The organism is Kitasatospora sp. NPDC002551 (assembly GCF_040296005.1).
Classification (GTDB): domain Bacteria; phylum Actinomycetota; class Actinomycetes; order Streptomycetales; family Streptomycetaceae; genus Kitasatospora.
Genome location: NZ_JBEOWI010000004.1, coordinates 208,264 through 228,921, shown reverse-complemented (window position 1 = coordinate 228,921; position 20,658 = coordinate 208,264). Strand labels below are relative to the sequence as shown.

Genomic DNA, 20,658 nt, shown 5'->3' with positions numbered 1-20,658 from the left:
CACACCGGCCTTCTCGGGGGTGCCTGTCAGGCCCCCGCTGTCCTGCCCGTGACGATCAGGGTGCCGATGTGCCCTTCGGTCGGGGCGTCGAGGACCGCGGCCTGCACCGACTCGAACCCGCTCCGCTGGAGCAGGCCGACCCACCTGCGGGGCGTGTAGGAGTAGCGGTACGTGTACAGCGCCCTCCCGGCGAAGCCACCCTTGTACATGCCCTGCGGGCCGTAGGCGCCGGGGATGGCAGGAGGCTGCGAGAAGGCCAGGACACCGCCGGGGTTCAGGCGGGACGCGATGAGGGGGAGCAGCTTCAACGGATCCGTGAACCAGACCGCTCCGAACACCGAGTAGACCGCGTCCCACGTCTCGTCGGTGCCGCCCAGGTAGTCGAGGACCTCGGCACAGTGGACCCGGACGCCGGACGGCCCCCAGCGTTCAGCCACCCTCTTGGCCATCACGGGCGAGAGATCCACCCCGGTGACCTCCACCCCCTGCCCGGCCAGCGCGGCCAACGCACGGCCGGTGCCGCACCCGATCTCCAGAGCACTGCCCGGCGCCCCGAGCACCTCCGGACCGGGCCCGTGATCGGCGTACTGGGTCCAGCGGAAGACCGGTCCGGTATCGAACACGTCGTCCTTGATACCAGCCGCGTACGTGTCCCAGAGTTCACGCTCGGATTCGATGTCGTGCTGTGCAGGCAACGGACTTCCCTTCGGTGAGCAGCCGTCCCACCGCGTCGTCCTCGGTCAGCTCGGTGGCGTGGGCATCCGCGTGGACCCCCATACGCTCCAGTGGCAGTCCCCAGCTCTCATGCAGCCGGGCTGTCGACGCGGGTGGATCACTGACCACGCTGGTGCTGACTCGCAAGCTTCACGGGTCGGAGGAGGTCGAGGACGTGGGTCCAGTCGTACTGGTCGCGTGCGCCGCCGGATTTGGGTGGGTGGGGTGGGTGGTCGCTGATGAGGACGTTCATGGAGCGGAGGCGGGCCAGGCTTTCGCCGTAGGCGGGGTGGGCGGCGAGGGCGGAGTTGACGTAGGGCTGGGCGGCTATGGGGATTCCGAGTCCGTAGGCCTCGCAGAGGATGCCGAGGGCGAGGGTGTCGGCGTTGCCCTGGGCCCATTTGTTGATCGTGTTGAAGGTGGCGGAGACGATGGCGTCGGCCGGCGGCAGCGGGCGGGGGCTGCCGGGTGTGCGCCAGGCGGAGCGGATCGGGTGGCCGGTCTGCGCTTCGAGGGCTTCCTGGTCGAGGAATGGGAGCGCGTTGGGGGTGGCGATCACCCCGGCCTGCCAGCCTTCGGCGTGAGCGGCGGTGATCAGTTCGCCGACCCCGTCGGCGACGCCGGAGGCGCAGACGACGACGTAGAGGAACGGCTCGCGGTGCTCGGCCAAGCCTGAACTCCCTTTGGTGGTAGCACTGTCGGCCCCTGCGGATCGGGCCACCAGTATGCCCGGGTGTGTGTCGGAAGGTGCGGTGATGACCGCGGACACGTCACCCGCTGAGGTGGCGGCCGTCGGTCGTCCGCACGGCTGGTGCCGCGCCACCCCGCAGAGCGTCCAGGACGCGGACGGCGTACACCTCGGTTAGACGATCGGCGGCTTCCGCTGGAGTGAGCCAGTCGACGGCGGTTGACTCATCCGAGAGTCGCACGCTGCCGCCTTCCGGGCGGCAGCGGAAGACCAGGGCGACGACGCCACGGCTCGTGTTCGTGTAGACACCGGTCAGCCGCTCCAGGCCGACCTCGATCCCGGTCTCCTCGAAGATCTCCCGCCGCACCCCGTCCTCGATGGCCTCCGCTGGCTCCAGCACCCCACCCGGAGGCTCCCACGCTCCGTTGTCCGTCCGCCGGATCACCAGCACCCGGCCGTCCTCGCGGACCACCACCCCCGCGACGGAGACGGAGTGAAGCGGCGCCGGCCCACCGCTCGTCAGATCGGGGGTCACCTGATCTCCTCGACGAGGAGGTGCGAGCGGTCCTCGGTGCGGTGGGGGAGGAGCTCCTCGTGGATGGTGCGAGCGATGCCGGTTCCCCGCCATCGCTCGCGGACCATAACCTCGCACAGGGCGAAGGTGCGGGTGTCGGTTTCCAACGGCAGGCGGCCGGCGCCGGGGTGACCAGCCCCTTCCATCGGTAGGCCACCGTGCGGGCGAAGCCGTAGGCGTACTCGACCGCAAGGCCGTCGACTTCTCCGAACGCGCAGCCCCGGCGCGGGCCGCGGGCGTGCGCCCGCAGGCGCTCGGTGAACCGCTCGACGGAGAAGAACGGGTCAGCGGCGGGCTCCTGCGCGGAGACGTCGATCAGCCGGTGCTCGACGGCGGGCAGGTGGTCGGCGGTGAAGTGGTTGATGGTGAGGGCCGGGGCCATCGTGGTGCTCCTCCCGGTCTGTCGAACGTCTTCGGCGAGGTCTTCTCAGTGATCCGCTCGTGAACGCACGCGGCCGGTGACGCGGGCTGTGGTGAGGCCGGCGAGGATCCGGTCCACGGTCTGGTCGGGCGTCTGATGCGAGGTGTCCAGCCAGAGTCCTCGGCGCGGGGTGTCGTGGCGCAGGGCCTCGTCGAGGGTCTCGACCGTCCAGGGGCCTCCGTAGCCGTGCTTGCGGCGGCCGGCCTCCCGTTTCGCGATCTCGTCCGGCGTCGGGGCGAGGACGACCAGGTAGAGCGGCTCGGTCGTCACCGCGTCGAGGTAGGCGTCGAGGTGCTCGCCCAGCACGACGTCCTGGACGACGACGGTCCAGCCGGCCTCGGCGTAGAGATCCGCCACCGCTGCGGACGCCTGGTACCGGAGCCGCAACTGTGCCGTCGCCTCGGCGGACGGCTGCGGCGTGAACTCCTCGCGGCCGGACACGATCATGCGCCGGAAACCGTCGCCCCGCAGGTGCACGGAGCGCGGGAGCCGTTCGGCGAGCAGTTGCGCGACGGTGGACTTCCCGGAGGCCATGACCCCGGTGATGAGGACCACCGCGGAACCGAGCTCCTGCACTTCCAGCCTCCTGACCTGGCCCGCCTGGGCATCAATGGCTCCGGAACCACGACGTGTTGGTCACTCATGGTGCCACGCTCGACGTTCGACGCCGTCGGACAGGCTGCTTCAGCCGGGCTTCTCCCCGAGGGCGTGGCGGAGCCAGTCGAGGGAGTCGGTCGCCAGGACGGCGTCGGCGAGGTCGTTGGCGGTCTTCGTGGTCAACCGCCCGCGGCTGTTGTCGATCCAGCGCTGGGCGTTCGTGTAGCCCTGGGCCACGTACTCGACGCCTTGGAGCAGGCACTCCAACTTGTCGGCGTCGCGGGCGCAGATGGCTTCGGGGGACTCCTGGCCTTCGTATTCGGCGATGAGGTCCCGAGCGGTGGATGCCAGGATCTCCGGCATTCCGGCCACCTGGTCGGTGGTGACGGTCTGCGGGTCGGCGCTGGCCGCGTACTTCTTCCCGAGGTAGTTGACGTCGCCGGTGCGGGTCTCCGCGACGTCGTGCCAGGTGGCGAGGAACGCCGCCCGCGCGGGGTCGGCGCCTTCGAGCCTGGCGATGATCGAGGCGAGGAGCGAGGTCCGCCAGGAGTGCTCGGCGACCGACTCGGGATCGCGGACTCCGGCCATCCACCAGCCCGTGCGCTTGGTGTGCTTGAGCGTCCCGGCTTCGAACAGGAACCGAGCCACCGAGGACAGGTCATCGGACACCCTCGGACTCCTCTCACACCTCAGCGAGGCGAATCGCGTAACGAATGCTCTCGAGCTCACGCCGCCCGCGCGCCGAGACCTCAGGGCTATCCAACATCATGGCGAGCCTTTCGCGTAGGGCAGTTGTCGCTACTCCCAAGCGCAGTAGGTTCGGTCGCACCTTGAGCAGGGACCACACCGTGTGGATGTTCAGATCAAGGTACCCATGATCGGTGTTCAGACCTTCGGTCAAGTGTGTGAGCAGCTTGTGTCCGGACCAGTGTGCTGGTGTCGAGTCCGGGATGAAATCGTCGGAGAGCTCAAGCGGAAGCTCGCCGATCCAGTATGCCCAGTAGTTGAGGTTCGCGGTTGCGCCAGCATCATCGGCCAGGGCAGTGTCAATGAAATACGTGAGACGGTCCTGATCGCCGTGCCGGGCAGAGACCATCGCAGCGGAGCGGAGGTTGAGCCAGTTGCTCAGCCAGTCAGTCGGTCTTTGGGTTCGCTGCTGATGGGCGAGCCACGAACTGGTGTCATCCTGGTCGTCGAGACCTGCGAGGTAGAGCGCCTGGCGGCGGAGCAGAAACTGATCACTCCCACGAGCTTCCTCTGCGGTGCGCCGCATGTTAGCGAAGAACCGGGCGCGTTCAGAAGCGGAGAGATCGGGTCCGGCCGGTGCGGGACCTCGCCGCGCTCGGGCAGGCGCCGGAAGCTTCCGAATACCTCGTGGGGCGAGGCCACTGAGCGGCCAAGCCAAGAGCTCGATGAGGTCACGCTGCATCACCATCGACCCCAGCGGGCTTGCTGTTTCCGACACGGCGTCTTCAAGCACACTAGCGAGAAGTACGTCAGCCTCGAGGGCGTGTTCAAAGGCATGCAGAAGCGCGGGTGTGGTGCCTAATTGCATGAGCCGATGGCGGGTCGCGAGCATCTGCCCGAATGGGACGGCGGTGAGCGGCCGTCGACCGCTCTCCCAGCCGGCGATCGTGTCGGCCGAGACTCCGATCTTTTCCGCGAATCCCTCCTGGGTGAGGCCATGCTGCTCTCGTATTACTCGGAGGACATACCCAGAGACCACGCCCGAGCGCGGACGAATTGACACTCCCTGACTGCTGGTCAGGGTTCGGTGTGGTCTGGATCGCACAGGAGTCCCCACCTTCGGGAGTGCGCACCGGCGTACTCGTACTGACAGTCACTGCAGGTTCTGGTCTCGGGCTTCTACCGTCGTAGTCGTCCCGGTCGAGGCTATCCGGAGGCTCTCTGACGTGCCTCACTCTTCCCCGAACGGGTGACGGAATAGCCCTAGTTCGTTTCACCCGGAGGTGCCGTGATGGCTCCAGTTCCCGTTCCCGGGGCAAGCGCGCAGGAGTACGAGGTTCGGGTCGGTGCCGACGCACTCTGCTCCGCGTATGTCGTCGGGCCAGCTCGCGCACGTCGAGAAGGGGTGGTTGCCGTGACCAGCGGCCTCGGGCCACAGCCCTGCCCGCGAGCTCCGTACGGCGTTCAGAAGGCCACGTGGGCGGTCGACCAGGCGCCCGCAGCCGTCGCTCGTCTCCGTGCCGATGTCGCTGACGTTCTCCAGGAGTGGGGGGTCGACGCAGACGACGATCAGCTGTTCGCCGTGGTCCTCGTCCTCACGGAACTGGTGACCAATGCTGGCCGGTACGGCCGGCCTTGCCTGGGGCTGATCGACGTGGACCTGTGGCTGGAAGGCCGCCGCGTTGTCATTGCGGTCATGGACAGCAGCACCGACGCCCCGGTGATGCGCGAGGTCGGCTCCGACGGCGAGTCCGGGCGGGGCCTTCGGCTGATCGGTGCGTACGCCGAGGCGAGCGGCTACGAGATCCACCGCACTGGCAAGCGAGTGTGGGCCGTGATCGGCCCACACGTTGCTCCCGAGGGCGAGGCCTTTCTGCTGGACGCCGCACAGATTGTGGTCTGACCCTGCGCTCCCGTTCCTGCTCCGTTCGGCTCCTCCTGCCGTCACCCCACCGAGGATGCACCCCCTTGATCAGCAACGCGGTCATCGATTCGCACGCCCAGATCATCGTGCAGGCGGGCACGGTCGTCGGGGGAATCACCCTGTCCGCACCGCCACCCCGGCCGGTGCCGCGTCTGCTGCCTCGCCGACGGCCGCTCGTGGGGCGGGGCGAGGAGCGTGCACGTCTTGGCGCGCTCCTCGCCGCCGACGACTCCCTGCCGGTACTCATCACCGGGGCTGAAGGCATGGGCAAGACCGCCCTGGCCGTTGACCTTCTCCACCGCCGCAATGCCCCCGGACCGCACCTGTACGCGGACCTCGGTGGCAGCAGGAGCGCGTCCGGCCCGACACGGCCGGACGCGGTCATCGCCCGGTGGCTCCGAGCCCTCGGGGCCACCGTGCCCGCTGACCTGGACGAGGCCCACGACCTGTACCGCACGCTGACCGCGGGGCAGCACACCTCCGTCCTCCTGGACGACGCGGCTACCGCTGCTCAGGTCGAGCGGCTGATCCCGGCCGGCTCCGGTCCTGTACTCGTCACCGCGCGGTGGCCGCCGCCGGAACTGCTCGCCACCGGCGTCCATCACCACCGGCTCGGCCCATTGCCCGCCGACGCCTCCCGGGAGCTTCTCCTCAGCATCGGCTCCCTACCGCGCCCTCGCATCGCCGAACTCGCCGCAGCCTGTCAGGGCATACCGCAGGCCCTCCTCCTGGCCGGCGCCACCCTCCTCCCCACACCCCGCACCAACACGGAGACCGTCGTGTCCACCGCCTTCACCGCCACCTACAACGCCCTCGCCCCCCAAGCGGCCCGCCTCTACCGGATCGTCGGCCTGCTGCCCAGCGCCGACCTCACCATCGACCTCGCGATGGCCGGTGCCGCCGCCGGGCTCGACCCGGCGGCCACCGCGGACGCGTTCAGTGACCTCGCCGAGGCACAGTTACTCTTCGCGCCGGTCACGGACAGCGGGCGATGGGAGTTCGTCTCATCCGGCGCCCGCGCCCACGCAGCGTCCCTCGACACCGAGGATCGCACCAACGTGATCCGAAGGGCCCTCGACTGGCTGACCGCCGAGACCACGGCCGCCTCCCGCCTGGCCGCCCCCTACCGCGACCCGCTCGACGCGCCCCTCGTCTTCCCCCCACCACACCGTGCGGATCACCATCCCGACCAGGCACTCGACTTCCTCCGAACCCGCGGCCCTCACCTCGACGCCGCACTGACCACCGCCGAAGCCCACCACCCGGCGATCGTCCCCCACCTCGTCTTTGCCGCCTGGCCCCACTACCTCCGTACCCGCCACTACCGGGAATGGCTCGACCACCACGACCGCGCCCTCACCGCCCTCGGCACCCCGGCCAGTGACGTCGAACGTCGCCTCTACCGCGAACTGCTCGGCGCCCGCGCCACCGTCCTCCGCGCGCTGAACCGCGTCCCCGAGGCACTGACCGACTGCCACCGGGCCCTCGCCACCGCCAGGGAAACCGACGATCGCCCCGGGATCGCCCAGCACGACCACGACCTCGGCGCGGCCTACCGCCGGGCCGGCGCCCACACCCTCGCCCGCCAGCACTTCGACCGCGCCCGGAGACTCTCCATCGACCTCGGCCGCCACCGCGGCGCCGCCCTCGCCCACCTCGAACTGGCTCTCACGGACGCCGACCTCGGCGAGGACGCCACCACCGTCACCGACCGGCTCTCCGTCGCCGAACGCGGCCTCCTGGCGACCGGCGACCCCCTCAACTCCCACAAGGCCCGCGCCTGGCGCGGCCGGATCCTCGCCACCGACGGCCGGGTCACCGACGCCCGACCGGTCCTCACCTCCGCCCTGGAAGGCTTCCGCGAGCAGAACGCCCGGCTGTGGGAGGCCCGCCCCCTGAGCTGGATCGCCGACGTCGACAGGCAGTGCGGGCGCACCGGCGACGCGATCACGCTGCTCCGCCACGCCGCAACCCTCTACGAGCACCACAGCCCCGCCGACCACGCCCACGTCACCGGCGCCCTGCGAGACCTCCGGAGCCGGACGTGAACGACGGCTCCGGGGACGACGGTTCCGAGCGGGTCTGGGCCGCCTACGGAGTGTCGGTGGCGGCGCTCCTGCACCTCGTCGCCACCGCCCTGGTGCTCATCAACCGCTCGCACTGAGAGGAGGAGCACGGCCGTGTCCCAGCCCGCCCAGAAGCCGCCCAAGCCCAAGCCCGCGAACCCGCCCACACCCCGCCCGCCCGACCGGTAGGCGCGCAGCACAAGACCGAGGAGGCCCCCATGGCCTGGGGAACCGACAAGAACAGCAACGGCAAGCACGGGGGCAAGAAGGACCCCGGCACCGCCAAGCCGTCGCCCGACGGGTCGCGGCCGCTGCCCGAGCCCAAGCACCGGAAGGACGACGACAAGAAGTGACGGACTCCGTGCATCAACCGGGGCAGGCCGCCGTGCGCGGCCTGCTCCGGGCCGTCGGCGAAGCGCTCGGCGGCCCCGTTCCCCGCGAGTGGCGGGAAGCGATCGAGGCGGTTCCGCGCCACCGCTTCCTCCCCGCTCGGATCTGGCTGGACGATGGCGGCGGGGGCTACGAGCCGTGTGACGACCAGCGCCGGTCGGAGGCCGCCTACACGGACGTGCCGATCGTCACCCAGGTGAACGACGGTCAGGTGCCGGCCGACCCGGCCGACGCGTGGCCGTCCTCCTCCGCCTCGGCGCCCTCGATCGTCGTGCGGATGCTGCGCGACCTCGATGTCCGCCCGGGCACGCGGGTGTTGGAGGTCGGCACCGGGACCGGGTGGAACGCGGCGTTGCTGGCCCACCGGGTCGGGGCGGGGAACGTCGTGTCGGTCGAGATCGATCCCGACGTCGCGCGGCAGGCGCGAGCCGCCTTGAACGGCAGCGGTGTGGAGGTCGTCCGCGCGGACGGTGCGGCAGGCTGGAGCGGACGCGCGCCCTACGACCGGCTCGTTTCCACCTGCTCCGTGCGCCGCGTGCCGTGGGCGTGGATCGAGCAGACCAGGCCGGGCGGCATCGTCCTCACGCCGTGGGACAACCCGATGATCTGCTGGGGGCTGCTCAACCTCACCGTCGAACGCGACCGCGCGCAGGGGAGGTTCGCTCCGCACTCGGCGTTCATGCTGATGCGCACCCAGCGGCAGGACCTGCGGATCTTCCGCGACGTCGTCCGCGATGAGCACGTGCCGGCGGAGAGCCGCACCTCGCTGGACCCGCGGCAGGTCACCGGAGACGCGTGGGAGGCCCGGTTCGCGCTCGGCCTGCGGCTCGGCGACGTGTGGACCGCCTGGGAGGAGGACGCCGCCCGGCTCTGGGTGGCGACCACCGACGCCCGGTCCTGGGCCGCCGTCGACGACGACGGCACGGTGGGGCAGTACGGGCCGCGCCGGCTCTGGGACGAGGTGGAGGAGGCCCACCGCTGGTGGGAGCGGCAGGGGAGGCCCGGCCCGGAGCGGTTCGGGTGGACCGTGGTCGAGGGAGAGCAGTGGGCCTGGCTGGACCGGCCCGGCCGGAGGGTGTCGAGGTGAGCCGGGAGGCCCCCGGTGGCCCGGGGGCCTCCCGCCGGCGCGTCAGCGGTGCTTGAACTGGGCCGGGCGCTTCTCGGCGAAGGCGGCCATGCCTTCCTTCTGGTCGGCGGTGGCGAAGGCGGCGTGGAAGAGGCGGCGCTCGAAGCGGACGCCCTCGGCGAGGGTGGTCTCGAAGGCGCGGTTGACGCTCTCCTTCATCATGATCGCCGCCGGGGTGGACATCTCCGCGACCTTCTCGGCGGTGGCGAGCGCCTCGGCGAGCAGGTCGTCGGCGGGGACGATGCGGGAGACCAGGCCGGCCCGCTCGGCCTCCTCGGCGCCCATCATCCGGCCGGTCAGGCACAGCTCCATCGCCTTCGCCTTGCCGACGGCCCGGGTGAGGCGCTGCGAGCCGCCGATGCCCGGGATCACGCCGAGCTTGATCTCGGGCTGGCCGAACTTGGCGGTGTCGGCCGCGATCAGGATGTCGCAGAGCATCGCCAGCTCGCAGCCGCCGCCCAGCGCGAAGCCGGCCACCGCCGCGACGACCGGCTTGCGCAGCTGGCCCAGGCGGTCCCACGGGCCCAGCCAGTCGTCCAGGTAGACGTCGGGGAACCGGTTGCCCTGCATCTCCTTGATGTCGGCACCGGCCGCGAACGCCTTCGCCGACCCGGTGATCACCAGACAGCCGATCTCCGGGTCCCGGTCGAACGTGGTGGCCGCGGCCACGACCTCGTTCATCAGCCGGGTGTTGAGCGCGTTGAGCGCCTCCGGCCGGTTGAGCGTGATCAGGCCGACCCGGCCCTTGCGGTCCACCAGGATCGTCTCGTAGGTCTCGGTCATCGCCGTTGACTCCCATTCCGTTGCGCGCTCTGACGGACCCACGATCTACGAACCGGCCCGCCTCGCGCCAGTCTCGGTCCGCGAGACGGTGGTCACCCGTTCGCAGGTCAGGCGACGGACCAGTCCCCGTCGGCCGGTGGTTCGAAGAACGCGGCGACCGTCGCCTCGTCGACCCCGGCGAGGGTGGCCGGGGACCAGTGCGGGTCGCGGTCCTTGTCGACCACCTGCGCGCGGATGCCCTCGACGAGGTCGTGGTGGGTCAGCGCCGCGCAGGACACCCGGTACTCCTGCGTCAGGGTCTCCTCCAGCGAGCCGTGCGCCCGTGCGCCGCGCAGGGCGGCCAGCGTCACCTTGAGCATCGTCGGCGAGCGCTCGGCGAGCTCCTCGGCGGCCTGCTTGGCCGCCGGGACACCGCTCGCCACCAGCCGCGCCGTGATCTCCTCCACGCCGTCGGCCGCGTAGCAGGCGTCGATCCACCCGCGCTGCTCGGCGAGCGGCGCGGCCGGGGCCTCCTCGACGAACCGGGCGAGCACCTCCTCGACGGGCGAGCCGGCGAGGCCGGCCAGCAGCTCCGGCAGCTTCGCCGACGGCACGAAGTGGTCGGCGAACCCGCACAGCAGCGCGTCCCCGGCGGTCATCGAGGCGGCGGTCAGCCCCAGGTGGGTGCCCAGCTCGCCCGGCGCGCGGGACAGCAGCCATGTCCCGCCGACGTCCGGCACCAGACCGATCCGGGTCTCCGGCAGGGCCACCACCGAACGCTCGGTGACGATCCGCACCGACCCGTGGGCGGAGACGCCGACGCCGCCGCCCATGGTGATGCCGTCCATCACCGCCACGTACGGCTTCGGGTACCGCGAGATCAGCGCGTTCAGCCGGTACTCGTCCCGGAAGAACGCGCGGGTCGCGGCCCCGCCCGCCTTGGCGTCGTCGTGGAACGCCCGGATGTCGCCGCCCGCGCACAGCCCGCGCTCGCCGGCGCCGGTCAGCACCACCACCCGCACCGCGTCGTCCCCGGCCCACGCGTCCAGCGCCGCCCGGACGTCCAGGATCATGCCGTGCGTCAGCGAGTTGAGCGCCCGCGGCCGGTCGAGCACGATCCGCCCCGCCGCGCCGTCCCGCCACACCCGCACCTCGTCACCCATCGTCCCCACTCCCGTCCGTCGTCGACCGGTCCGTCTCGCCAAGATCTCCGCCGTCACCGTACCCGGGGGCGCTCGCGCGGCCGCAAGCACGAAGGCCGCAAGCACGAAGGGCGGCTCCGGTCGGTGACCGGGCCGCCCTTCGTCCGGCGGGGGAGGGTGGTTCTCAGGGGCCTCAGGGGCCTCAGGGCCTCAGCGGCTCCAGCGGCCTCAGGGGACGATGCGGCCGGTGACCTCGCCGAAGCCGATGACGGTGCCCTCGGGGCCGGGGGCGGTGGCGGTGATGGTCACCTCGTCGTCGTTCTCCAGGAAGGCGCGGGTCGAGCCGTCCGGGAGCTTGAGCGGGTTCTCGCCGTTCCAGGTGAGCTCGATGAGCGCGCCGCGGGTGTCGGGCTCGGGGCCGCTGACGGTGCCGGAGGCGAACAGGTCACCGGTGCGCAGCGAGGCGCCGTTGACCGTCATGTGGGTGAGCTGCTGGGCGGCCGTCCAGTACATCGAGGCGAACGGCGGGCGGGAGACGGTGTGGCCGTTGAGGCGGATCTCCATCGCGAGGTCCAGGGCCCAGGGCTCGCCGTCGCGGTCGTCGAGGTAGGGGAGCGGTTCGACGTCGCGGGCCGGCGGGGTGACCCGGGCGTGCTCCAGGGCGTCCAGCGGCACGATCCACGGCGAGACGGAGGTGGCGAAGGACTTGCCGAGGAACGGGCCGAGCGGCACGTACTCCCAGGCCTGGATGTCGCGCGCGGACCAGTCGTTGACCAGGCAGACGCCGAAGACGTGCTCGCGGAAGCGGTCCAGGGGGACGGGCGTGCCGAGCGCGGAGGGCGCGCCCACGACGAAGCCGACCTCGGCCTCGATGTCCAGCCGGCGGGTCGGGCCGAAGGACGGGACGGCGTCCGCCGGAGCCTTGCGCTGCCCGTGCGGGCGGACCACCGGGGTGCCGGAGACCACCACGGTGCCGGAGCGGCCGTGGTAACCGATCGGCACGTGCTTCCAGTTGGGGGTCAGCGGCTCCGAGCCGGGACGCAGGATCCGGCCCAGGTTGGTGGCGTGGTGCTCGGAGGCGTAGAAGTCGACGTAGTCGGCGACCTCGAACGGCAGGTGCAGCCGCACCTCCGCCAGCGGCAGCAGCAGCGGGGTGAGGGCGTTCCGGTGGGACTCCTCGGTCAGCCAGCGGGTGAGCGCGGTGCGCACCTCGGTCCAGACCGGACGGCCCGCGGCCAGCAGCGGGTTGAGCGAGTCGGCGTCGAGCAGCACGGACGGCTCCCCGGCGGCGCGGGCGGCGGCGCCGGCGTCCAGGACGAAGTCGCCGACGCGCACGCCGATCCGCCGCCCCGGCCGGTCGCCGGCCGTGAAGACGCCGTACGGTAGGTTGTGCACGCCGAACGGCGAGTCGTTCGCGGGGGCGAGCCAGCTGCGGGGGGTGGTCAACGGTCCTCCTGGGGCGTGGGGTCGGGCGACAGCAGGCCGAGGGCGGCCAGGTCGTCCAGGGGCTCGGCGATGCTACAGGTGCCGAACGCGGTGAACGAGTTTCGGATCACCGTGACCTGACGGTTCGTCAGCGCCAGGACGGCCTTGGCGAGCAGCTCGCCGGAGCGCTCGGCGAGCACCTCGGCCGCTGCCGCCCGGTCGGTCTCCTGCGCGGCCAGCAGGACGTTCAGGAAGCCGTGGTGCTCGAAGCCGGTCGCCGGGTCGGTGTGCCGGACGGCGTGGTGCAGGCCGGCCGTGCACTTGTACGGCAGGCCGCGCTGCGCGCAGCCGGTGAGGAAGCCGGCCAGCTCCTCCTCGTCCGGGAAGGCGCCGGCGACGACGCCGCCGGTGCGGAACTTGGCCCGGTACGGGCTGTCCACCAGCACGTCCAGCACCTCGTCCAGGCCGTCCCCGCGCAGCAGTTCGCGCGGCAGCTCGACGGCCGCGGGTACGTCCGCCGGCAGCAGCAGGTCGAGCGCGGCGACCGCCTCCCGGGCGTCCCGGGTGGCGAGTTCGACGCCGGCCACCTCGAAGGGCGCCGCGGCGGAGAGGGCCGGGCCGAGCTCGGCGCTGCCCCCCGGCAGCACCAGCCCGACCCGGAGGCGGGGGCCGCCGTCCCGCGCCGCGGCCGCCAACTCGTCCAGCCGGCCCGCCCCGCAGAGGAACGGGCCGACCGCGTCGGCGTACCGGGCGGTGCGGTGTGAGCGGTGTGCGGGCACCGCCTCGGCGACGGGCAGGTTCCCCGGCGGGAACACCGCCGCGTCGTCGAACAGCCCCCGGAAGAGCGGGGGGATCACGGGTGCGGCGCTCACTGCTGCGGCCCCCGACCGGCCCAGGTCCAGGCGTAGTTCGCGTCCTCGGAGGCGCGGCCGCCCTCGCCCAGCTCCAGCGGGCGGAAGGTGTCCACCATCACCGCGAGCTCGTCGAAGAACTCGGCGCCGATGGACCGCTCGTAGGCGCCCGGCTGCGGGCCGTGGGTGTGGCCGCCGGGGTGCAGCGAGATGGAGCCCTGGCCGATGCCCGAGCCCTTGCGCGCGGCGTAGTCGCCGCCGCAGTAGAACATGACCTCGTCGCTGTCCACGTTGGCGTGGTAGTACGGCACCGGGATCGACAGCGGGTGGTAATCCACCTTGCGCGGAACGAAGTTGCAGATCACGAAGCCGTTGCCCTCGAACACCTGGTGGGCCGGCGGCGGCTGGTGGATCCGGCCGGTGATCGGCTCGAAGTCCCGGATGTTGAACGCGTACGGGTACAGGCAGCCGTCCCAGCCGACCACGTCGAACGGGTGGTGCGGCACGGTGTACCGGGTGCCCGCGATGCCGTTCGGGCCGCGGTGCTTGACCAGCACGTCGACGTCCCCCGCTCCGGATGACGCCGTCTCGACCGGCAGCGGGCCGGACGGGCCGCGCAGGTCCCGCTCGCAGTACGGCGCGTGCTCCAGCAGCTGGCCGTACTTGGAGAGGTAGCGCTTGACGGGGGTGATGTGGCTGTTCGCCTCGATGCAGTAGGCGCGCAGCGGCTCGTCGCCGGCCGGCACCCAGCGGTGGGTGGTCGCCCGGGGGATGATCACGTAGTCGCCCTGGCCGACCTCCAGCGTGCCGAAGACCGTCTCCAGGGTGCCGGCGCCGGACTCCACGTACACGCACTCGTCGCCGAGCCCGTTGCGGTACAGCTCGCTCGGCGCCCCGGCGGCGACGTAGGAGATCCGCACGTCGCCGTTGCCGAGGACGAGCCGGCGCCCGGCGACGACGTCCGCGGACTTCCAGTCCTGGCCGGTGAACAGCTCGTGCAGCTTGAGGTGGCGGGGGAGCAGGGGGTGGTTGGGCACCGTCGACTGGTCGGGCAGCTCCCACGGCACGGCGTTCACGACGGCCGAGGGGATGCCCCGGTGGTAGAGCAGCGAGGAGTCCGAGGAGAACCCCTCCTCGCCCATCAACTCCTCGTAGTACAGCCCGCCTTCGGGCGTGCGGTGCTGCGTGTGCCGCTTGGGCGGGATGCTGCCAAGCTGCCGGTAGTACGCCATCGTCCCTGCTCCTCCCGGACCTTCCTGTGGCCCAGAGCTTCCTACGGCTTCAGCGGTGGCTGTGCGCCCCGGGGGCGGTCGGCCCCGGAGGTGGCGCTCCGGAGACCGCCAGCCTCCGGGGCGGCCCGCCTCAGAGGTTGCCGCGGCGCTCCTGCTCGCGCTCGATGGCCTCGAAGAGCGCCTTGAAGTTGCCCTTCCCGAAGCCCAGCGAGCCATGCCGCTCGATGAACTCGTAGAAGACGGTCGGACGGTCGCCGATCGGCTTGGTGAAGATCTGCAGCAGGTAGCCGTCCTCGTCGCGGTCGACCAGGATGCCGCGGCTCTTCAGCTCCTCGATCGGCACCCGGACCTTGCCGATCCGCTCGCGCAGCTCGGGGTCGTCGTAGTACGAGTCGGGCGTGTTCAGGAACTCGACGCCGCGCGAGCGCAGCACGTCCACGGTGGTGAGGATGTCGTTGGTGGCCAGCGCCATGTGCTGGCAGCCCGCGCCGGTGTAGAACTCCAGGTACTCGTCGATCTGCGACTTCTTCTTGGCGATGGCCGGCTCGTTGAGCGGGAACTTCACCCGGTGGTTGCCGCTGGCGACGACCTTGGACATCAGCGCGGAGTAGTCGGTGGCGATGTCGTCGCCCACGAACTCGGCCATGTTCACGAAGCCCATGACCTTGTTGTAGAAGGTGACCCACTCGTCCATCTTGCCGAGCTCGACGTTGCCGACCGCGTGGTCCAGGGCCTGGAACAGGCGGCGCGGCGAGCCCTCCGGGTGCCGCACCTTGCTCTGGGCGGCGATGTAGCCGGGCAGGTACGGGCCGGTGTAGCGGGAGCGGTCGACCAGGGTGTGGCGGGTCTCGCCGTAGGTGGCGATCGCGGCGCGGCGCACGGTGCCGTGCTCGTCGGAGACGTCGTTCGGCTCCTCCAGCACGGTGGCGCCCTGGGCGCGGGCGTGCGCGATGCACTTGTCGACGTCCGGGACCTCCAGGGCCAGGTCGACGACGCCGTCGCCGTGGCGGCGGTGGTGGTCCAGCAGCGGGCTGTCGGGGGAGACGCCGCCCTTGATCACGAAGCGGCAGGATCCGGAGCGCAGCACGTAGGCCTTGCGGTCACGGCGGCCGGTCTCCGGGCCGGAGTAGGCGACCAGTTCCATGCCGAAGACGACCTGGTAGAACTGGGCCGTCTGGGTGGCGTTGCCCACCACGAACACGACGGCGTCCTGCGCGGTGACCGGGAACGGGTCGGTGGCCGGGTCGTGCTCGACGAGGCCGACGAGGCGGCGCAGCTGCTCGGCGTCGAGACCGGCCTCGCGCTCCTCGGGGGTCAGCTCAAGGGCGTGGGACTGCGGGGTCATCGGTCGTTCCTCCACATTGAGGCCTCGGCATTGAGGCATCCGCTTGAGGCGGCCGCTCCGCGGGGATGGGGCGAGGGGGATGCGGGCGGCTGAGCGCAGAGCTTGCTCCAGTCGGGGGGGTTGGGCAACAGGTCAGTTTTTCACTGTTCAATGTGTACAAGGTGATCAGGAAATCGCTGGTCGTGCTGTGCAGAATGCTCGGTCGATCCGGGGTGTTTCACGAGTTCTGCGTAACGGCCCCGACGGGGCGTGTGCGCTGGTCAGGAGGGGGTGGGGTCCGGGCGGGGGCGGCGGCTCGGGACCCGGGAGCGGGGGCTTTGGGTCTCAGGGGGCGCGGGGGACGAGGTGGCCGGCGAACCAGTCGCGGGCCAGCTCGGCGACCCGGTCCAGCGTGCCGGGCTCCTCGAACAGGTGACCGGCGTGCGGGACCACCGCCAGCTCACTCTCGCAGCGCAGCCGCTCGCGCGCCCGGCGGTTCAGGTCGATCACCGCCTCGTCCCGGCCGCCGACGATCAGCAGCGTCGGCGCGAGCACGGCGCCCAGCGCGTCCGCCCCGGCGAGGTCCGGCCGCCCGCCCCGGGAGACCACCGCGCCCACGCCGTGGCCCAGCCGGGCGGCCGTCCACAGCGCGGCGGCGGCCCCGGTGCTCGCGCCGAACAGGCCGAGCGGCAGGAACGGTCCGCCGTCCCGGCGGGCCTGCTCGGCGGGCAGCGCGCGCGCCACGTCGGTGAGCCGGGCGCCCAGCAGGGCGACGTCGAAGACGTTGCGCCGGTCCTCCTCCTCGTCCTCGGTGAGCAGGTCGAACAGGAAGGTGGCCAGGCCCGAGCGGTTCAGGGCCCCGGCCACATGGCGGTTGCGCGGGCTGTGCCGCCCGCTGCCGCTGCCGTGCGCGAACACCACGATGCCGCGGGCGCCCGCCGGGACCGCCAGCCGGCCGGTCAGCCGGGCCCCGGCGGCGGGCAGCGTCAGCTCGCGGTCGGACGCCGGCACCGTGGCGTCGGACGCGGGCACCGTGCCGTCGGGCGCCGACCGTTCGCCCAAGGGCGCCGGCCCGGCTTCGTCACCGGTGCGGGCCGCGGCGAGGCGGCGCAGCACCTCGGCGTCCTCGGTCTGCGAGAAGTCCGCGTAGAACTCGCCGATCGCGAAGAACGGCGACGGCGTGCCCACGCAGACCAGTTCGTCGGCGACCCCGCTCAGCCGCTCCGTCCAGTCCGGCGGCGCCACCGGCACGGCGAGCACCACCCGCGCCGCGCCGCGCGCCCGCACGATCAGGCAGGCGGCCCGCGCGGTCGAGCCGGTCGCGATGCCGTCGTCGACCACGACCACCGTCCGCCCGCGCAGGTCGACCGGCGGGCGGCCGCCCCGGTAGCGGTGCGCCCGGCGTTCCAGCTCCGCCCGTTCGCGGGCCTCCACGGCGGCCAGCTGCTCCGGGGTCACCCCGGCGGGCCGCAGCACCTGGTCGTTGATCACCCGCACCCCGTCCTCGCCGATCGCCCCCATGCCCAGCTCCGGCTGGTACGGGACGCCCAGCTTGCGGATCACGCAGATGTCCAGCGGCGCGCCGAGCGCGGCGGCCACCTCGGCGGCCACCGGGACGCCGCCGCGCGGCAGGGCCACCACCACGGTGCCGGGGCCACGCAGGTGCCCCAGCAGGGCGGCCAGCCGGCGGCCCGCGTCGGTGCGGTCGGTGAAGTGGGTCCTGGTGGCGTGCATGGTGTCGGCCTCCGTGTTCCACCGTACGTCGCCCGTACAGTGCCCGGGGCCGGGGCCGGGGCCGGGGCCGGGGCGGGCGGGGGCGGGGGCGGTCGCGGTGCGGGGGACGGCGGGCGCGGCGGTGCGGGCGCCGCGGGCCGTCCCGTCGCCGCGCCGGCCGGTCCCGGGCCGTCCCGGGCCGTCCCGGGCGGGACCGGGACGCGGATGGGGCCGGCCGCCCGTGCGTCCGGGACGGCGGGCGCGCCAGCGTGGTGCACACCGGCCCGTCGGGCCCTCCCTCACCCGTCGGGCCGCCCGAGCCGTCGCCCGCCGAAGGAGCCGACCTGTGTCCATCCCCCACCCGCAGCACCGTCCCGGCACGCCCGGCGCCCCCGGCGCGGACGTCCACGGCCTGCACGCCACCGGCGACCCGGTGAGCGGCGCCCAGGCCTGGACGGTCGCCACCGCGTTGCCCGTCCGCTACCGGGTCCGCTTCGTCCCCGGCGTGCTGGACCCGCGCAACCCGGCGCTCGCCCGGGCCGGCGGCCCGCCCGGGCGCCGGCTCGTCGTCGTGGACGCCCGCGTCCACGAACTGCACGGCCACCGCCTGCGCCGCTACCTGGACGCCCAGGACGTCGAGTACGAGACGCACGTCCTGCTGGCCCACGAACAGGTGAAGACCATGGACGCGGTGTTCCAGGTCGCCGACCGGATGGACTCCTTCGGGATCTCCCGCCGCGGCGAACCGGTGATCGCGGTGGGCGGCGGCGTACTCACCGACGTCGTCGGCCTCGCCTGCAGCCTCTACCGCCGCTCCACGCCCTTCGTCCGGGTGCCGACCACGCTGATCGGCCTCGTCGACGCGGGCGTCGGCGCCAAGACCGGCGTCAATCACGGCCGCCACAAGAACCGCCTGGGCAGCTACCACCCCGCCGTCGACACCCTGCTCGACCCGGGCTTCCTCACCACCCTGGACCGGCGCCACCTCGGCAACGGGCTCGCCGAGATCCTCAAGGTCGCCCTGATCAAGGACGCGGACCTCTTCTTCCTGCTCGAACGTCACGGGCGCGCCCTGCTCGACAGCGGCTTCCAGTCCCCGGCCGCCGGCGCCGCCGTGCTCGGCCGCGCCGTCCACGGCATGCTCCAGGAGCTCCAGCCCAACCTCTGGGAGCACCGCCTGGAACGCCTGATGGACTACGGGCACTCGTTCAGCCCGACGGTCGAGATGCGCGCGCTGCCCGAACTCCTGCACGGCGAGGCGGTCTGCGTCGACATGGCGCTCACCACCGTCGTCGCCCGGCGCCGGGGCCTGCTCGACGCGGGGCAGGCCGAACGGATCCTGCGGCTGATGCGGCGGCTCGAACTGCCCGTCTGGCACCCGCTGATGGAGCCCGTCACGCTCGCCGAGGCGCTCGCCGACACCGTCCGCCACCGCGACGGGCGGCAGCGGCTGCCGCTGCCCTGCGGGATCGGCGCGGGCGTCTTCGTCGACGACCTCGGCGGGGCCGAACTCGGCGACGCCGCCGGCTGGCTGCGCACCTGGTCGGCCACCGGGGCCACCGAGGCCACCGAGGCGGCGGGCGCGGGCGCGGCCGGAGCGGCGGGATCGGTGCGGGGGAGTGGGACACGTGCGTAGCGCCGTCGTGGTCGCCGACACCACCGCCCCGGCCGACGTCCACGGAGTGCACGGCGCGGCCGGGATCACCCAGTGGACCTGCCTCGCCCGCCGGGCCGGACTCACCGGCGGCTGGGAGGCCGTCGAATGGGCGCGCGTCCCGGTGGGCGGCATCAGCGGCGAACACCTCCACACCCGCACCCGTGAGGTCTACGTCCTGCTCGCCGGAGAGGGCGAGGTCACCCTCGACGGCCACCCGTACGCCGTCCGCGCGGGCGACGCCGTCCTGACGGCGCTCGGCACCCGGCACGGCCTGCGCAACACCGGGGCCGGACCGCTGGAGTGGCTGGTGATCGAACTGCCCGCCGACCCGCCGGCCCGCGGTCGTGGCGGTCGCTCCGGTCGCTCCGGTCGTTCCGGCCGCGCCGGTCGCGCCGGCCCGGTTGGCAGCACCGTCGTCCGCGACCTGCGGCGCACCGGCCCGCTCGACCCGTCCGCCGTCATCGGCGGACCGCTGCGCCTGCTGCGGCACGTCGAACTGGCCACCGGTGAACGGGACGTCCTGCTCGCCGACGGCGTCGAGCACACCGCCTTCGTGACCGGCGGCCACGGCCGGGCGGGCGCCGGGAACGTCCGGGTGCCGCTGCGCCCCGGAACGGCGTTCACCCTGCCGCTCGGCACCGCCCTGGACCTCGCCGCCGGCCCCGGCGGGCTCTCCTACCTGCACGCGGAACTCGTGCCGGCGCGAGGCGGTGAGCCGCGATGATCGTCACCCGCACGACCGCGCCCCGCCTGCTCCTCGGCCCCGGCGCCCAGCGGATCCGCACCCGCTGCCTCGCCCGCCGGGGCATGCTGCACAGCGAGTGCGAGGCCTTCGAGCACGTCCACCTCGGCCCGGGCGCCTGCTACGACCTCACCGGCCGCGACGGCACCGAGGCCGCCTGGTACGTGCTGCGCGGCCCGGTCGTCCTGCTCGACTGCCCGGACCACCCGCTGCGCATGCTCGACCGCGGCACTCTGCTGCTCGCCCCGCGCGGTGAGTCCGTCCACCTGCACGGCGGCCCGCTCGGCGCGGAACTGCTCTGCCTGACCGTCCTGCCGGACCGGGTGAGCGCCGCCCTGCCCGAACGCCGCCCCGAGGCCGCGCGCCGCGCCGTCCCGGCCGGGGGGCCGCCGGGGTAGCGGGCCCGGCGGCGGCCGTCCTCGGCGGCCGGCCGCGAGGGCCGTACGTACCGGGCCCGTCCCGACCGTGGTGGGACGGGCCCCGGGCATGCCGGGCGTACCCCTAGGGGCCCGTCCCGGCCCGTCCCGGCCGCGCCCCGGCCCGTCCCGGGCGCCGGCGCGGGGCGCGGTGGGGGCCCGGGGCTCAGGCGGGCGGGGCGGCGGGCGGCGCAGCGTGGAGGCCAT

The 20,658-nt window shown here is 72.9% G+C and carries 22 protein-coding genes; 8 read left to right on the top strand and 14 right to left on the bottom strand.

Going from position 1 to position 20,658, the window contains the following annotated elements; genetic code table 11:
- Positions 1-26: 26 nt before the first annotated feature.
- From ABT093_RS06550 to ABT093_RS06535, 4 genes are all read right to left on the bottom strand, one after another.
- A complete protein-coding gene (locus ABT093_RS06550; RefSeq protein ID WP_350561032.1) occupies positions 27-695 on the bottom strand; it encodes a class I SAM-dependent DNA methyltransferase in 669 nt (222 codons plus the stop codon).
- Between the two features lie 137 nt (positions 696-832).
- Entirely contained in the window at positions 833-1,384 is a 552-nt protein-coding gene (locus tag ABT093_RS06545; protein WP_350561030.1) for a flavoprotein, read from the bottom strand.
- 100 nt (positions 1,385-1,484) lie between these two features.
- Entirely contained in the window at positions 1,485-1,937 is a 453-nt protein-coding gene (locus tag ABT093_RS06540; RefSeq protein WP_350561028.1) for an NUDIX domain-containing protein, read from the bottom strand.
- Positions 1,934-2,122 carry a hypothetical protein gene (locus ABT093_RS06535; RefSeq protein ID WP_350561026.1) on the bottom strand — a complete coding sequence of 63 codons (189 nt, stop codon included), beginning with the start codon at positions 2,120-2,122 and terminating at the stop codon, positions 1,934-1,936. The genes ABT093_RS06540 and ABT093_RS06535 overlap by 4 nt, the downstream gene beginning before the upstream one ends.
- A gap of 92 nt (positions 2,123-2,214) precedes the next feature.
- On the opposite strand from ABT093_RS06535, the gene ABT093_RS06530 reads away from it, so the two are divergent.
- The gene (locus ABT093_RS06530) at positions 2,215-2,421 is read left to right on the top strand and encodes a hypothetical protein (protein ID WP_350561024.1); all 207 of its coding nucleotides are present in this window, start codon (positions 2,215-2,217) and stop codon (positions 2,419-2,421) included.
- Here ABT093_RS06530 and ABT093_RS06525 read toward each other — a convergent pair.
- The 3 genes from ABT093_RS06525 to ABT093_RS06515 all read right to left on the bottom strand — a co-directional run bounded on the left by ABT093_RS06525 (position 2,404) and on the right by ABT093_RS06515 (position 4,762).
- The gene (locus ABT093_RS06525) at positions 2,404-2,973 is read right to left on the bottom strand and encodes an AAA family ATPase (RefSeq protein ID WP_350561022.1); all 570 of its coding nucleotides are present in this window, start codon (positions 2,971-2,973) and stop codon (positions 2,404-2,406) included. The genes ABT093_RS06530 and ABT093_RS06525 overlap by 18 nt on opposite strands.
- A 108-nt stretch (positions 2,974-3,081) precedes the next feature.
- Positions 3,082-3,663, bottom strand: coding sequence for an HD domain-containing protein (locus ABT093_RS06520; protein ID WP_350561020.1), 582 nt, complete (start codon positions 3,661-3,663; stop codon positions 3,082-3,084).
- Between the two features lie 13 nt (positions 3,664-3,676).
- Positions 3,677-4,762, bottom strand: coding sequence for a helix-turn-helix domain-containing protein (locus ABT093_RS06515; RefSeq protein ID WP_502884146.1), 1,086 nt, complete (start codon positions 4,760-4,762; stop codon positions 3,677-3,679).
- 333 nt (positions 4,763-5,095) lie between these two features.
- Between ABT093_RS06515 and ABT093_RS06510 the strand changes: the two genes are divergently transcribed.
- The 4 genes from ABT093_RS06510 to ABT093_RS06495 all read left to right on the top strand — a co-directional run bounded on the left by ABT093_RS06510 (position 5,096) and on the right by ABT093_RS06495 (position 9,148).
- Positions 5,096-5,584, top strand: a complete 489-nt coding sequence (locus tag ABT093_RS06510) for an ATP-binding protein (RefSeq protein WP_350561016.1) — start codon at positions 5,096-5,098, stop codon at positions 5,582-5,584.
- A 65-nt stretch (positions 5,585-5,649) separates the two neighbouring features.
- Complete coding sequence (locus ABT093_RS06505; RefSeq protein ID WP_350561014.1) at positions 5,650-7,653, top strand: tetratricopeptide repeat protein; 2,004 nt, start codon at positions 5,650-5,652, stop codon at positions 7,651-7,653.
- Between the two features lie 236 nt (positions 7,654-7,889).
- Positions 7,890-8,024, top strand: a complete 135-nt coding sequence (locus tag ABT093_RS06500; RefSeq protein ID WP_350561012.1) for a hypothetical protein — start codon at positions 7,890-7,892, stop codon at positions 8,022-8,024.
- A complete protein-coding gene (locus ABT093_RS06495) occupies positions 8,021-9,148 on the top strand; it encodes a methyltransferase domain-containing protein (RefSeq protein WP_350561010.1) in 1,128 nt (375 codons plus the stop codon). The genes ABT093_RS06500 and ABT093_RS06495 overlap by 4 nt, the downstream gene beginning before the upstream one ends.
- 42 nt (positions 9,149-9,190) lie before the next feature.
- Here ABT093_RS06495 and ABT093_RS06490 read toward each other — a convergent pair whose 3' ends face one another.
- The 7 genes from ABT093_RS06490 to ABT093_RS06460 form a co-directional block, all read right to left on the bottom strand.
- Complete coding sequence (locus ABT093_RS06490) at positions 9,191-9,970, bottom strand: enoyl-CoA hydratase (RefSeq protein ID WP_350561008.1); 780 nt, start codon at positions 9,968-9,970, stop codon at positions 9,191-9,193.
- A gap of 107 nt (positions 9,971-10,077) precedes the next feature.
- Positions 10,078-11,112: an enoyl-CoA hydratase/isomerase family protein gene (locus ABT093_RS06485; protein WP_350561006.1), complete on the bottom strand. Its 1,035-nt coding sequence runs from the start codon at positions 11,110-11,112 to the stop codon at positions 10,078-10,080.
- Positions 11,113-11,319: 207 nt separating this feature from the next.
- On the bottom strand, positions 11,320-12,537 hold the full coding sequence (gene fahA / locus ABT093_RS06480; RefSeq protein ID WP_350561004.1) for a fumarylacetoacetase: 1,218 nt from the start codon (positions 12,535-12,537) through the stop codon (positions 11,320-11,322).
- The gene (locus ABT093_RS06475) at positions 12,534-13,388 is read right to left on the bottom strand and encodes a hypothetical protein (protein ID WP_350561002.1); all 855 of its coding nucleotides are present in this window, start codon (positions 13,386-13,388) and stop codon (positions 12,534-12,536) included. Before ABT093_RS06475 ends, fahA begins: the two co-directional genes overlap by 4 nt.
- Positions 13,385-14,599 carry a homogentisate 1,2-dioxygenase gene (locus ABT093_RS06470; protein ID WP_350561000.1) on the bottom strand — a complete coding sequence of 405 codons (1,215 nt, stop codon included), beginning with the start codon at positions 14,597-14,599 and terminating at the stop codon, positions 13,385-13,387. The genes ABT093_RS06475 and ABT093_RS06470 overlap by 4 nt, the downstream gene beginning before the upstream one ends.
- A 130-nt stretch (positions 14,600-14,729) precedes the next feature.
- Positions 14,730-15,944 (bottom strand): 4-hydroxyphenylpyruvate dioxygenase, encoded by a 1,215-nt coding sequence (gene hppD / locus ABT093_RS06465; protein ID WP_350560998.1) that lies wholly within the window; start codon positions 15,942-15,944, stop codon positions 14,730-14,732.
- Positions 15,945-16,268: 324 nt separating this feature from the next.
- Positions 16,269-17,657 carry a phosphoribosyltransferase family protein gene (locus tag ABT093_RS06460; protein WP_350560996.1) on the bottom strand — a complete coding sequence of 463 codons (1,389 nt, stop codon included), beginning with the start codon at positions 17,655-17,657 and terminating at the stop codon, positions 16,269-16,271.
- A 325-nt stretch (positions 17,658-17,982) separates the two neighbouring features.
- Between ABT093_RS06460 and ABT093_RS06455 the strand changes: the two genes are divergently transcribed.
- Genes ABT093_RS06455 through ABT093_RS06445 form a run of 3 tightly spaced genes read left to right on the top strand, consistent with a single transcriptional unit; the run spans position 17,983 to position 20,433 of the window.
- Complete coding sequence (locus tag ABT093_RS06455) at positions 17,983-19,272, top strand: sedoheptulose 7-phosphate cyclase (RefSeq protein WP_350560994.1); 1,290 nt, start codon at positions 17,983-17,985, stop codon at positions 19,270-19,272.
- Positions 19,265-20,017 (top strand): cupin domain-containing protein, encoded by a 753-nt coding sequence (locus ABT093_RS06450; RefSeq protein ID WP_350560992.1) that lies wholly within the window; start codon positions 19,265-19,267, stop codon positions 20,015-20,017. Before ABT093_RS06455 ends, ABT093_RS06450 begins: the two co-directional genes overlap by 8 nt.
- Positions 20,014-20,433, top strand: a complete 420-nt coding sequence (locus ABT093_RS06445; RefSeq protein ID WP_350560990.1) for a hypothetical protein — start codon at positions 20,014-20,016, stop codon at positions 20,431-20,433. The genes ABT093_RS06450 and ABT093_RS06445 overlap by 4 nt, the downstream gene beginning before the upstream one ends.
- The last annotated feature ends 225 nt before the right edge of the window (positions 20,434-20,658 follow it).

Excerpts from the sequence above, each read along its gene's own strand:
- ABT093_RS06470 (WP_350561000.1), bottom strand. The coding sequence starts at position 14,599 with ATGGCGTACTACCGGCAGCTTGGCAGCATCCCGCCCAAGCGGCACACG.
- ABT093_RS06485 (WP_350561006.1), bottom strand. The coding sequence starts at position 11,112 with ATGGGTGACGAGGTGCGGGTGTGGCGGGACGGCGCGGCGGGGCGGATC.
- ABT093_RS06445 (WP_350560990.1), top strand. The coding sequence starts at position 20,014 with ATGATCGTCACCCGCACGACCGCGCCCCGCCTGCTCCTCGGCCCCGGC.
- ABT093_RS06460 (WP_350560996.1), bottom strand. The coding sequence starts at position 17,657 with ATGCACGCCACCAGGACCCACTTCACCGACCGCACCGACGCGGGCCGC.
- ABT093_RS06490 (WP_350561008.1), bottom strand. The coding sequence starts at position 9,970 with ATGACCGAGACCTACGAGACGATCCTGGTGGACCGCAAGGGCCGGGTC.
- ABT093_RS06500 (WP_350561012.1), top strand. The coding sequence starts at position 7,890 with ATGGCCTGGGGAACCGACAAGAACAGCAACGGCAAGCACGGGGGCAAG.
- ABT093_RS06535 (WP_350561026.1), bottom strand. The coding sequence starts at position 2,122 with ATGGAAGGGGCTGGTCACCCCGGCGCCGGCCGCCTGCCGTTGGAAACC.
- hppD (WP_350560998.1), bottom strand. The coding sequence starts at position 15,944 with ATGACCCCGCAGTCCCACGCCCTTGAGCTGACCCCCGAGGAGCGCGAG.